Raw genomic sequence first — 12,432 nt, 5'->3', positions numbered from 1 at the left:
CGCAAACGACCCCAAACAGGAAACGCAGCTGAAACGGGAAGCTCAACACCCACTGACGCATGGGTTGTTCAGGCAGTACTTCATCAACCAGCAAGGCGGCACTTTCGGCCATCCGCCGCGCCCCACAGCTCGGGCAGAAACCGCGACGCTTACAGCTGAAAGCGACCAGGTGCTCGGCGTGGCAAGACTCGCAGCGAACCCGTAGAAAGCCATGCTCCAGCCGCCCGCATTGGAGAAATTCTTCAAATTCCCGTTGCACATAGCCCGGCAATTCCTTTCCCTGCTCTGCCATAAGCGCAGCGAATGCCGGGTAATACTCGTCAACGATCTGATAGAGAAGGGTTTGCTCGGGTCGGTGGCTCTGGTAACGACCAGTATCCCGATCCCGGCTGGCCGTCCTGGCCGCCACATGAGGCATGTTCCGCGTCCTTGCAATACTGTGTTTACATACAGTCTATCGCTTAGCGGAAAGTTCTTTTACCCTCAGCCGAAATGCCTGCCGTTGCTAGACATTGCCAGCCAGTGCCCGTCACTCCGCGGTCTTCACTGCGTGATCGAGTTGATCGACACCCGCCGTGACACGCTCCATGAAGTGCCTGCCTGCGTCTGTTAGCCGAACGCCCCGCGCATGGCGCTCAAATAGCAGGACACCAAGGTTATCCTCCAGCGCTTTCACACGCGCGCTGACGCTCGACTGGCTGATACCAAGTGCCTTGGCCGCATGCCGAAAATTCAGATGCTCGGCGACGGCGATGAACTGAACAAGGGAAATGAGCGGTATCCTGCCAGACAGGATACCGACATTCACGAGGTTTCGATGGTTAGTGCGCCGCATCGGAGCGGGCCTGCTACCAGTCGTCGGTTAGACGACTGGCGACTTCTCGGTGGCAGCCCCACGGAGCCGAAGGAGCACCAGCCCCAACGAAACCAGTACCGCCATCGCCGTGGCGTAACAGATCACGGGCCACGCTGTGTCACCGTTTAAAAGTGCCACCGCCAATGTCCCGACAATGCTGACTATCAGGCTTTGAACGCAGAAGTAGAACGCGACCGCTGATCCCGCGATGTCGTCGAACTCTGCCAAAGCGCCGTTCGCGGTAACGGACACCGTGAAGACAATACCGACCGCGACAACCCACATCGGTAGGATGAAGGTGAGGAATGACGGCGAGCCGTAAAGTTCGCCGATCCCCAACAGGACCGCTCCGCAAACAAGCAACGCCATCCCACGCGCCACGCATCCTGCGATGCCCCATCTGGCGACAAAGGACTTCGCGAAACGGGTTGTCACGATCATTACAAGCGCGACAGTGGCGAAGGCAAAGCTGAATCCGATCTCGGAATATTCCGCTTGGCCTATGAGCACACGGGGAGCCGTCGAGAAGAAGACGAAGTAGGTGCCCATACCGGCGCTAAAGCCGACAGTGTAAACCCAAAAAGCCGGACTCGCGAAGATCGGCAAGACAGATCGGCGCGTCTTGACTTGATCCAGAGGGCGGGTTTCGTGCCACCTGAAACCCGCATTTAGGAGTGCGAGCATCGCCAGTATAGCCAAAGTAATGAATATCGCCTGCCATCCCAAGAACTCGCCGATCAATACTCCGGCGATAGGGCCGAGCGCAGGCACGAACGCCAGCATCGAACTGAAAAGGCCGTAGATGACGACACCCTCAGGACGGTTGGCATAAACGTCGCGAACCGTCGCGAACGTCGCCACCAGCATGGCCGACGCGCCCACTGCTTGAAGTAGACGGAAAGCGACAAAGGCCGGTGCAGTTGAAGACCAAGCTGCTCCCAGAGACGCAATGACGAAAGCCGTTGCGCCCGCAAGTAGAATTGGCCGTCGCCCGATTCTGTCTGAGAGCGGACCAAAAATCACCTGGCCCACGCCGAGCATCACCATATAGAGGCTCAACGTGAGTTGGATCATAGCGGGCGTCGTGTTCAGGATGCCGGGCATCGCTGGAACGACAGGGAGATAAATATCCATCGCCAGTGAAGCGAGGATGTCGAAAGGAGCCATCAGCAGCAGTGCTGCCGGCAGCGTATAGGCCCACGCGGGGCGTGTGGTGGTCATGACGAATCAACCCTCGATTAAGATTAAGGAATACCGGGCGACGTCTGCTCGTCAGCAATCAGATGAGACTAGCCTTACAGAGCGCCGCAACAACAATACTGGTTGTTGCGGCTTACTTGTCTGCTGACTTGGAATTTCCCATCTGATTACTCCACGCTTACGAATATGAATTGCTACATTTTATCAGATTATCTTTTGCTTCGCAATGCGGCATGGGCGCACTCAGCGTTCCAGCCCCCTCTGCCGCCCTAACTGCCACGACACCGACCCGCCCTGCACGATGCCCATAACCTCGCGGCCGAGTTGGCGGTCGATGATCGGCCGCCACGGGACAAGGGTGAACTCATGGGATTTCTCGACCACGGCGAACTTGCCGCTCGATAGATGCACGGTTCCGGTAAACTTGCCGCTGACGCTCTCGCCGTCCGTGGCGGCGCGGAACGGCAGGCCCTTACTCAAAGCCATATCCGATCCGACGCCGGCTACCTCGCGCTCCCGCAGGATGGCGAGAAGGTTGCGCCGGTAGAAGACGCGGCTGTCCCGGCTGCGGGTGGCGTCGCCCTGTTCGATATGGTGCTCGCGGCGCTGGTCCATGGCTTCGCGGACTTGTTGCCCGAAGCCGGTTGGCGCAAGGTCGGCCGTCTCGCCGTGGATCAGCCGCCGGTCCAGCCAGGTCGCGCCGTCCGATCCGATCTGTTTGTTCAGATCGACCGGGGAAAGGACGCGAACGCTGGCCTGACTGTCTCGGCCGGCGTCATGGGCGGCGGCACGGCTGACCAGATCATCGGGGATGCGCCATTGGTCGGCGTCGATCCGCTCGACGATACCGGCCCGGCGTAGCGCCTCCAGCCGGCGCACATGGGCATCGACATAGCCCTCATAGTCGCCGCCTGGAACGCGGCACGTATAGGAAGAATAAACGCCCTTTTCACCCAAGTCCAACAGCTTTGGACCGCAGTTGACTCTTTCGACACCCCTGCGATGCAACCCAATCCGGCTGACGGGGAGCCAGCAACGCTGAAAATTTACCCTCCTCTTTCCCACTAGCGGCTCCTTTTCCGACAACCAGCACGGCGGATCCCTGCCGCGGCGCTGTGAACGCAGCATTTTGATTGGTATCGTTGGCCTTCAGGCTCGTCAGTCAAACAGACCCAGGAGCAGCTCAGCCGGTGGCGCCCGGCTTTCGGGTAACGCCCTGGTCCCGCTGGTTTCGGCTTTGTGCTTCAGGTGATCAAGGATCTGCTTGATCACTATAGGGTCTTCAATGCAGGCGATGACTTTCATGGCGCCGCCGCAGCCGCTGCAGGTCTCGATGTCGATATTGAAAACACGCTTGAGCCGTTGCGCCCATGTCATCGACGCTCGCCGTTGTGCTGGTGTTGCCGGTTCATCAGCCACCCTGACCTTGTTGCCCCTGCCCCGTTTTGCCGGCGTGACCAACGCCCGGTGCCGACTGTTGGGTGCGAACACCCCGTGGAAGCGGGTTAGGTTGACTCTGGGCTTCGGTACCAGGGCGGCCAGCCTTGCAATGAAATCCAATGGTTCGAAAATGACGTGCGTGGTGCCGTCCCGGTACGGCGTCTTGAGCTGGTAGCGCACGTTGCCGCCTCGTGTTAACGACAGCCGCTTCTCGGATACCGCCGGGCGGCTGATGTACCGGCACAGCCGTTCGAGCTTCTTGCGTTCATCGGCCCTGGCCGCCACGCCGGCGTGCAGGCTGGACCCGGCTACCTTGCCAATCCCGTCACCGAACGGATCACCACTGGTCGGCAGAGTTTGCAAAGTGAACACCTTTCGCCCCGCCTGTGAACCGACAGCGATACGGTAAGTGATCGAGTGCCCCAGCAGGGGTGTCATCGGGTCGTCATCCACCGCATCCGAGGCCAGATAGCTGTTTTCGACATCCCGTTCCAGCAGGCCTTGCCGTTCCAGATAGCGACCCACCCGGTGGGCGATGGTGTGCGTCAGCTGGGTGAGCTCTGGGCTGGTCGGCGCCTTGACCCAGCGGAAACGCGCTGAGCCGTGGGATTGCTCGACATACACACCGTCGAGAAACAGCATGTGGAAGTGAACATTCAGATTGAGCGCCGATCCAAAACGCTGGATCAGGGTGACCGCGCCCGTCTTGGCCACTTGGTGGGTATGGCCCGCTTTCTTGACCAGGTGCGTGGCAATGACGCGGTAAACGATGCCCAGCACCCACCCCATGATCTCGGGCCGGCTGGCAAACAGGAAACGCAGCTGAAACGGGAAGCTCAACACCCACTGACGCATGGGTTGTTCAGGCAGTACTTCATCAACCAGCAAGGCGGCACTTTCGGCCATCCGCCGCGCCCCACAGCTCGGGCAGAAACCGCGACGCTTACAGCTGAAAGCGACCAGGTGCTCGGCGTGGCAAGACTCGCAGCGAACCCGTAGAAAGCCATGCTCCAGCCGCCCGCATTGGAGAAATTCTTCAAATTCCCGTTGCACATAGCCCGGCAATTCCTTTCCCTGCTCTGCCATAAGCGCAGCGAATGCCGGGTAATACTCGTCAACGATCTGATAGAGAAGGGTTTGCTCGGGTCGGTGGCTCTGGTAACGACCAGTATCCCGATCCCGGCTGGCCGTCCTGGCCGCCACATGAGGCATGTTCCGCGTCCTTGCAATACTGTGTTTACATACAGTCTATCGCTTAGCGGAAAGTTCTTTTACCCTCAGCCGAAATGCCTGCCGTTGCTAGACATTGCCAGCCAGTGCCCGTCACTCCCTGTCGTCTGGGCGTTCCTCTGGGCTAAACATCGACATGATCCGGCGCTTAATATCGCCGTCCTTGTTGACCAGCGTCTTGGTCACGAAGGCCGCGTATTCTTTGGCGTTGTCGTACCCTTTCCAGACCTCGTGGGGGTCAAGAGCGTAGGCGCAAACCCGCCCAGCGACTGGGATTCTGACCAAGGCGCGTTCTGTCTCAAGGTGGGGTTCTAGGGATTTTCCCCTCTAAAAAGACATAATCCTCTGTAGACCACACCAATAAATGGCTGCGGAGGTGGTTTACTTTCAGCTTGGAGCCTAATCATCCACTATCGGCCTTGTTATTTCGCCAATATTGGGCAATTTCCCAGTATTAGTGAAGTTATACGTTCCGCTTAAGTTGATATTTTGCCACGCAACGGGCGAAACAGCACGAGTGATACCCGCTTTCTCTTCATCTCCTCTCGCTTCAAAGTGTCCCAGAAGATGACTCAGTATCGCGGAGTTGAAGTAGATGATCGCGTTGGCAAGCAATCTTGCGCATTCATTCCAGATAGCGATTTCAGACTCGTTTTTGCCACGGAACTGATCACCATTCACCGACGCAATGGCTCGTCTAAGGAAGTGCCATGCTTCTCCCCGGTTCAGGGCACGTTGCACATACTGCCGCAAACTGGCATCGTCGATGTAGTCAAGTAAATATTGCGCTTTAACCAGTCGATTATACTCCGTCAGAGCCTGTAATATTGGGTGTCCAGAAGGGTAACCAGACAACTTTCTTACCAGCATTGCTTGTGTCGTCCGCTTTGTCTGAAGTGACAGAACAATACGCCTGATATCTTGCCATCCCGTTGTAATAACATTCGTTCTGATAGGCTTCTTTAGCGCCAGTATGGTGCTGCCTTGTTCACTTTCAGTCACATCAAACAGATCATTGATGACACTACTGAACTGCGCGTATCGCGGTGCAAAACTGTAACCGCATAGATCCAGTAAGGCGAAGTTAACATGATTGACACCGTGTGTATCTGTCGAGAGTACGTCAGGTTTGATTTCACTGCTGTTGGATTGTAACAGGTCATAAATATAGTGTGATTCGTGCTCGTTGGAACCGATGATCCGAGCATTGAGGGCGCTGTGGTTGGCCACCAGTGTCATGGCCGTGATCCCTTTGTTGGTGCCGAAATACTTAGAGGAGTACCGGGTTTTAAAGGTTTCCAGATGGGTTTCGAATTTCTGACCATCCGCACTGGCATGCAGCTGGTCCTCCTGAATATGGTAGTGGCGGAAGATGGGTAGCGCTGCAACCGCATTATTGATCACGTCGCTGGCGTCATGCAGCGTTTCAGGCCGGATATAGTTGGCCTGCACCGTACTCAGGTGTTCATAGCTTCGATCGGAGATCTGCGCCATGCCATACACACCACGGTGAGTGGCGTTGGCAATCAGAATGGCCAGTAAATCATCCTGATGAGTGAACCCTTGTTTTTGTATCGGAAGTACATGAGTCAGACATTTCATGAACCCGGTTTCGCGCTCTACATACCGCAGTACATCCGCGATACCGACCGGTTGCATTCGCTTAAAAAAGGGATTGTTGACCAGAGATGTAGCGCTTTTGGTCGGCAGACGCCAGCGGGTACCGGTACGATTTTTCATGATCACATTTCGATTGTCTCCCTCATCAATATGGAGAGCAACGTCTTTGAGTGCACTTTCCAGCCGGTGTTGTTTCTCCTGTAACAATAACTCTGCGGGCTGTTTTAGTCTGTCCAGTGTTGATGAGGCCAGCAAGGTATCCTGCGATGTCTGGGGGATCAGGTCGTCTTCCAGTGCGCGGTATTTGGTAACATTTGGCAAATAAATGCGTCCATTCAGTCGTGAGGTTAACTGCCGGTAGAGCAGCCATTCGTAACGTTGCGGGTTAACGTTATCCTGTTTAACCAACCATGGGAGGTGCTTTTTCGGGATGAGCGACGTATCCATCGTCTTCAGTGGTCCACCGAATGCGATTTCCGTCTGCATCTGTTGAAGTTGGGCGACGACGGCTTCTGAGCCTTTACCGGCCTCACATTCAAGGCACAAGAACACCTGCCTTAACAGTTGCTCCAGGAGATTGCATTGTTCATCGTAATGTTGCCACTGGTACTCTTCCACGGTCCGTTTCTGTTTTTTCAGGTAAAGGCAGAGGGTCTGGATATCCCTGTCATTCATGACCTTCAATGCCTGTTGTCTGACTACTGAGAAGGGTTGATTATCATCAATGTTCTCATCCACAAACAGATGCAGTAACTCTGCCGCTTTCGTGACATTGTCCGCGGCTGACTGCCAGGACAGGAACACTGCTTGTTGTGCAAAGGTGTTGGCAGCTTCTTGTTGCTTGCGGATATGGTAAATGAACCCATCAGTTAACCGTTCCAGTGCCAGTTGTATCCGCTCTGTCAGGTGACATAGCAACCATAGATGCTGCTGTGCGCGTTTGAATCGTTTGAGTTTACTACCGTAATAGTTGATGAGCTCACCGAAGTGTTGTCGATTTTTAAGAGACAGATTAAGCCCATCGATAACGCCATTGATTTGCGTGCGCCATGGCGCTAACTGATGATAAAGGGCAAGCTCTTTTTTAAGTTCAGGTACGGTCAGACTTTTTGCACCGCCTCTGAGCTGGTTCAGGCTTAGTCCGTCATCAATGGCTGTTATGCTGTCCAGAAAGACGTGAAGTTCAGGACTGGTGAGTTGATTAAGTTGGTGCGCCAGGTCTTTTCTGACCTGCTGCATCGCTCTGCTTATCAGTCTCTGGAGTACGGTGTACCTAGGGATAGCAATGCTGTGACTGGTTAGGAATTCAATAGCAGTATCAAAGAGGTAACGCGGCTCCAGCCAGGCATTGCCCACCTGAACAAGGTGGTCGAAAAGAGAATTGAAGTGCTGACTTTCGTCCCATTTGTGATAACCAGCAAGGTCTAATACTTTTGCGTAGAGTCGATCTTTTTGTTTTTGTGAGGGAGTGAATGGTCTGAGCCCCTTGCCGCCAAGCAGCTCTTTACTGATGAACATTAAATCCTTAGAAACCTGCGAGTAAGCGATATCTAGGATGACGGGCTTTGATTTGAAGTATCCCAAAATCGCGACAAAGTAACATCTATGAGCTCTGAGACGAATTGACCGAAAAACTGCCAATTCCGCATCGTTCAGAGAAAAGTACAGACGTTGTTCTTCGATTGAAAAAATGGGTGGGGAATAAAGATCTGCCTGTTCTGCTCTCGTGAGAATAGTAATTTCGTTTTTGATGGCCATATCAGGGCTGTTCCGTATTAAATGTACGATATTTACCTAATTTGCCACACTTATAAGTAGTAACCCACCTCCGCAGCCATTTATTGGTGTGGTCTACAGAGGATTAAGTCTTTTTAGAGGGGAAAATCCCTAGAACCCCATTGTGATACTTGGTAATCATTCCCCCCACGAAATTTATTGCCATTAACTGAAGTAATAGCACGTTTTAACTGATGGTATGCTTCACCTCTGTTCAAGGCTTGCTGGACGTAATGACGCAACGTTGAATTATCAACATACTCCAAAACATAAATAGATTTAATTAAACGGTCGTACTCATGCAATGCTGACAATCTTCGGCTCTTGCCGTTACTCAACTTTCTAATGATTGTGCTTTGAGTGGTGGTTTTACGACTCAATGAACAAACAATATGCTGAATATTGTCCCATTCTTCAGCAATTAGCTTATGATTAATATCTTTCTTTAATTGAATACGGCCTCCGTTCTCTTCAGTCACTTCAAATAGCTCAAAAAACACCTTTTTCATTTTCGCGTATCGAGGGGCGAATGTGTAACCAAAGAAATCTAATATAGCGAAGTTAACATTATTGGTACCATGCGTATCGGTCGATAAGGTATTAGGCTGTATATCTGAAGAGTTGTTATAGAGTAAGTCAAAAGCAAAGTGACCTTCATATTCGTTAGCGCCAATGACTTGCGTACTCACCGGAACATGACGTGGTCAACCAAAATTGACCAACCCAGTTAAGCTACTTTTTTCAATTTCTTCATGTCCGCCTCATATTGATTTGAAATTTCCATACTTTATCTAATTCATGTTTTTCTAAATTAGCTAAAATGCAACTCAGAAATGTCCAGAAGTGAGTTGTGTGGTGTCGAGTGGAGATTGTACGATTAAGCCCCTAAGTAATTAGTCCGTCAGTCTCCCTCGGTAATCAAATTAGTACATCTTAGCGATCAAATTGGTAAAAAATTAGACATGTAGATGAATGCCCACCTTAAAAAATAGACAGCGGGTTGGGCTGGGTGATTTTTCTGGTGTTAGACGCCAGCAACCCATGCGGCAGAATGGTTGCTCACTTACTCGTCTATTTTTAGCGGGAATTCTTAGCCAACTGTACGCGCTGTATGCAGATTTAAGCAGTCGAGTGATGCGCACTTTGGAGGAGATGGCACCACGAGTAGAGGTTTACTCTATTGACGAAGCGTTTTTGGATTTAACCGGTATTGAGTCTGCCATATCTCTTGTCGAGTTCGGACAACAAGTGCGAGAGCGCATAGGCCACTGGATTGGGATCACCGTCTGTGTAGGCATTGCACCGACTAAAACACTCGCCAAACTGGCTAACCATGCCGCCAAAAAATATCCAGCTACTCAGGGGGTTGTAGACCTGACCAATCCAGATCGGCAACGTCGATTGCTCGCATTAGTCCCGGTTGATGATGTTTGGGGCGTTGGTAGACGGCTTTCTAAGCGTTTAAATGCGTTGGGTATCACCACAGCCTTAGATCTCGCCAATGCCTCTCCTAGAGCCATCAGAGACCAGTTTTCAGAGGTTTTAGAAAGAACCGTCAGAGAACTCAATGGTGAGTCGTGCATTGAACTTGAAGAGATCCCGCCAACTAAGAAGCAAATCGTCTGTAGCCGTTCATTTGGCGTAAAAGTGACGCACTTTGAATTTTTAAGTGAAGCCGTATGCGAATACGCAACCCGCGCCACTGAGAAACTTCGCAAAGAACAGCAGCAAGCCAAAGTGCTGACCGTGTTCATACGTACCAGCCCCTTTAAGGACAACGAGCCGCAGTACAGCAACTCTGCATCGGGTGAATTGCTAATCCCCAGTTGCGACACGCGGGATTTTATCGAGCTGGCCAATCACTTACTCAAGCGGATATGGAAGGATGGTTTTCGTTATGCCAAAGCGGGCGTCATGCTGTCTGACTTTTACGATCCTGGCATGTTTCAACCAGGACTATTCGATGACGTATCGACCCGCTCTAATAGCCAGCAGCTAATGTCTGTATTGGACACCATTAACCAAAGCGGTGCCGGAAAGGTTTTCTTTGCTGGACAAGGACTCAAGAAAGATTGGTCGATGAAGCGAGAGCATTTGTCTCCCGCTTATACAACACGCTGGGACCAGTTACCGCGAGTGAAGTAGCGCAGTTGACTCAATACGCATTCACTCTGCGACGCAGCATGTTGAGCTTATCAACCTGGCGTCGAATATCACTGAAGAATTCCTCTTTCTCCATGGCCAGCGCTAGCTCCCATTCTTTGGCCAAACCTTGGCAGTCTAAAAATGCGTATCTCAGCTTCGTCTTTGAGATACGCAGCCCCTTGCTAAAGACCACGCGTTTGCCTCGTTGACCGTGAAAACTGTTGATATACCACTCTATGCCAAAGCCATACTTAAAGTCTCTGATACGGACACCAAGCAGACCCCAGTCTTTAAAGGGCTCATTCTCTCGAACCTTGTAATGGGTAACCCAAAAGTCATCAACTTCAGCTCGTGCCAGCGCTTTTAGCCTGTCCGTTTCTTGCTGAAGTAAATCTGATACATCTGCTTTCCATTGTTCATTGACGATTTCTACCAAACCAATTTCCCCATCCAATTAACCCCTAAAGCCAAAACCACTATCCGTTTGGCTTTTGGATCGAAACGCCAAACGTAAAACTGCCGTCACAATCACTGTTTGGCGTCTCGATATAAATCGACTCGCTCAATCCCATACCCGACAAGGGATACAGGCTGATTTCACTTAAAAACACCTAAAAAGACGTATCGCCATGAAGATACAAACCGTTTGGCAAGTTCAGGCCAGAATGCAAACGACGTTTGGCGTCTCAATTTTTTTGGCTAGGTCACCAGCCGCCAAACAGAGCCTATTCTCATACTTTTGCAAAAATGCAATAGGCAGATAGATGAAAGGATTTGTCACCTTTCTGCCCACCGCCAGTGCACCGAATCCTGATAATGACATTTGAGTAAACCGCCAGAGCACTTGGAAATGCCCAAGCGTGAACAGCGCGGTTGATTGAAAACCGTTAGAGCACTTTGAGTGCACAGGAGATAAGTATGTTTGTACTAGGCGTAGATATCGGTTACTCAAACCTGAAGCTGGCAATTGGCCAATCAGGTAGTGAACCGAAAACCATTATTCTACCTGCGGGTGCCGGTCCAGCGGATCGTATGCCGGAGCGTATCGGTGGAGGCGATGATGAAACTTGTTTGTATGTCTCTGTCGATAATGAGCGCTGGGCCGCTGGTGTTCCTGCTGGACGCCTTCAAGGCTGGGAACGAGAGCTTCACCCGGAATATCCCACCACAAAAACCTATAAGGCACTTTTTCATGCCGCCTTGTTAATGGCTGAAACAGAATCCATCGATTTGGTTGTCACTGGATTACCGGTTTCCCAGTTTCATGAACCACAACGTAAGTCTGACCTTGTGCAGCGTTTAAAAGGTGTCCATCAAGTGACGCCTAAGCGCAGCATCACCGTTCATGACGTCAAAGTACTACCACAGCCTGCCGGTGCCTATATGGATCTGGTTCAAACGGGTGGTGATCTGGGCTTGATTGAAGAAGGTCGTGTCGTCGTCATTGATCCCGGCTTCTTTTCTGTTGATTGGGTTGCCCTTGAGGCCGGAGAAATTCGCTACAGCTCATCAGGAACCAGTCTTCAGGCAATGTCCGTGCTACTGGAAACCATCGATAAGCTGATTTCGGAAGATCATGGTGCCAAAGTCGGAATGGATCGACTTGAAAAAGCCATGAGAACCGGCGACTTACAGGTCCTGCTATTTGGAGAAAAAGTCGATATTTCACCTTATCTGAATGCTGCCATGAAAAAGGTAGCGCCTGTTGCTCTTACAGCCATGCGTCAATCCATGCGTGACGAAAGCATTAATGCGGACTTGGTATTGATCGCCGGAGGTGGAGCCTTGGCTTATAAGGAAGCGGCCAAGGAGATTTTTTCACGAAGCAAGATCATCGTGCCTGAGCAGTCTGTTTTGGCGAACGTCCGAGGCTTCTGGTTTTATGGGGCATGATCATGAGAGTTGTCGTCAACATTCCCCCAGGGAGCCACCCAGAACTACTCAAAGAATTGGAAAAGACGCCACCACGGGAACGCGCTGAGCGTCTGCGGATGATGGCCACCTTTGGGTTAATTCACATGAGCCAACCCAATCTATCCACGACATCTGCACCGGTGGATGGCCATGCTCCAGATGGTGAAGTGACTTCTATGAGTACAGCGCCAGAACCCAAAGCAGAATCACGTAAACAATCATTAAAATCAAAACTAGGGCTGGGCTTATAA

Annotated in this window: 10 protein-coding genes and 2 pseudogenes; 3 read left to right on the top strand and 9 right to left on the bottom strand. The window is 51.8% G+C overall.

Going from position 1 to position 12,432, the window contains the following annotated elements; translation table 11 throughout:
• Positions 1-13: 13 nt before the first annotated feature.
• The 8 genes and pseudogenes from ABN256_RS11090 to ABN256_RS11055 form a co-directional block, all read right to left on the bottom strand.
• Positions 14-418 (bottom strand): annotated as a pseudogene (locus ABN256_RS11090) (IS91 family transposase); the annotation flags it as partial.
• Between the two features lie 111 nt (positions 419-529).
• Positions 530-835, bottom strand: coding sequence for a LysR family transcriptional regulator (locus tag ABN256_RS11085; RefSeq protein ID WP_001255015.1), 306 nt, complete (start codon positions 833-835; stop codon positions 530-532).
• 27 nt (positions 836-862) lie between these two features.
• Complete coding sequence (floR, locus tag ABN256_RS11080; RefSeq protein WP_000214122.1) at positions 863-2,077, bottom strand: chloramphenicol/florfenicol efflux MFS transporter FloR; 1,215 nt, start codon at positions 2,075-2,077, stop codon at positions 863-865.
• Between the two features lie 222 nt (positions 2,078-2,299).
• Positions 2,300-3,184 (bottom strand): DUF3363 domain-containing protein, encoded by an 885-nt coding sequence (locus ABN256_RS11075; protein WP_001447541.1) that lies wholly within the window; start codon positions 3,182-3,184, stop codon positions 2,300-2,302.
• Between the two features lie 30 nt (positions 3,185-3,214).
• Positions 3,215-4,708 (bottom strand): IS91-like element ISCR2 family transposase, encoded by a 1,494-nt coding sequence (locus ABN256_RS11070; protein ID WP_001120888.1) that lies wholly within the window; start codon positions 4,706-4,708, stop codon positions 3,215-3,217.
• 111 nt (positions 4,709-4,819) lie between these two features.
• A pseudogene (locus tag ABN256_RS11065) lies at positions 4,820-5,032 on the bottom strand (repA); the annotation flags it as partial.
• A 93-nt stretch (positions 5,033-5,125) separates the two neighbouring features.
• Positions 5,126-8,104, bottom strand: a complete 2,979-nt coding sequence (locus ABN256_RS11060) for a Tn3 family transposase (RefSeq protein ID WP_000985631.1) — start codon at positions 8,102-8,104, stop codon at positions 5,126-5,128.
• Positions 8,105-8,217: 113 nt separating this feature from the next.
• Entirely contained in the window at positions 8,218-8,811 is a 594-nt protein-coding gene (locus ABN256_RS11055; protein WP_000107352.1) for a Tn3 family transposase, read from the bottom strand.
• 283 nt (positions 8,812-9,094) lie between these two features.
• Between ABN256_RS11055 and umuC the strand changes: the two genes are divergently transcribed.
• Positions 9,095-10,267, top strand: coding sequence for a translesion error-prone DNA polymerase V subunit UmuC (umuC, locus tag ABN256_RS11050; RefSeq protein ID WP_001142610.1), 1,173 nt, complete (start codon positions 9,095-9,097; stop codon positions 10,265-10,267).
• Positions 10,268-10,277: 10 nt separating this feature from the next.
• Here the strand turns inward: umuC and mobI are convergent, their stop codons facing one another.
• Positions 10,278-10,703, bottom strand: coding sequence for a conjugative transfer protein MobI(A/C) (gene mobI / locus ABN256_RS11045; RefSeq protein WP_000229427.1), 426 nt, complete (start codon positions 10,701-10,703; stop codon positions 10,278-10,280).
• A gap of 482 nt (positions 10,704-11,185) precedes the next feature.
• Between mobI and ABN256_RS11040 the strand changes: the two genes are divergently transcribed.
• On the top strand, positions 11,186-12,160 hold the full coding sequence (locus tag ABN256_RS11040; protein ID WP_000497807.1) for a ParM/StbA family protein: 975 nt from the start codon (positions 11,186-11,188) through the stop codon (positions 12,158-12,160).
• Positions 12,161-12,285: 125 nt separating this feature from the next.
• A complete protein-coding gene (locus ABN256_RS11035) occupies positions 12,286-12,432 on the top strand; it encodes a hypothetical protein (RefSeq protein WP_008845653.1) in 147 nt (48 codons plus the stop codon).

It is taken from the genome of Proteus sp. fly-1008 (assembly GCF_040140305.1).
GTDB lineage: Bacteria > Pseudomonadota > Gammaproteobacteria > Enterobacterales > Enterobacteriaceae > Proteus > Proteus vulgaris_B.
This window is presented reverse-complemented; position numbering and strand designations above follow the sequence as displayed.

Bases quoted from the DNA above. Each gene is read 5' to 3' on its own strand.
- ABN256_RS11085 (WP_001255015.1), bottom strand. From the start codon at position 835: ATGCGGCGCACTAACCATCGAAACCTCGTGAATGTCGGTATCCTGTCT.
- floR (WP_000214122.1), bottom strand. From the start codon at position 2,077: ATGACCACCACACGCCCCGCGTGGGCCTATACGCTGCCGGCAGCACTG.
- ABN256_RS11075 (WP_001447541.1), bottom strand. From the start codon at position 3,184: ATGCTGCGTTCACAGCGCCGCGGCAGGGATCCGCCGTGCTGGTTGTCG.
- ABN256_RS11070 (WP_001120888.1), bottom strand. From the start codon at position 4,708: ATGCCTCATGTGGCGGCCAGGACGGCCAGCCGGGATCGGGATACTGGT.
- ABN256_RS11060 (WP_000985631.1), bottom strand. From the start codon at position 8,104: ATGGCCATCAAAAACGAAATTACTATTCTCACGAGAGCAGAACAGGCA.
- umuC (WP_001142610.1), top strand. From the start codon at position 9,095: ATGCCCACCTTAAAAAATAGACAGCGGGTTGGGCTGGGTGATTTTTCT.
- ABN256_RS11040 (WP_000497807.1), top strand. From the start codon at position 11,186: ATGTTTGTACTAGGCGTAGATATCGGTTACTCAAACCTGAAGCTGGCA.
- ABN256_RS11035 (WP_008845653.1), top strand. From the start codon at position 12,286: ATGAGCCAACCCAATCTATCCACGACATCTGCACCGGTGGATGGCCAT.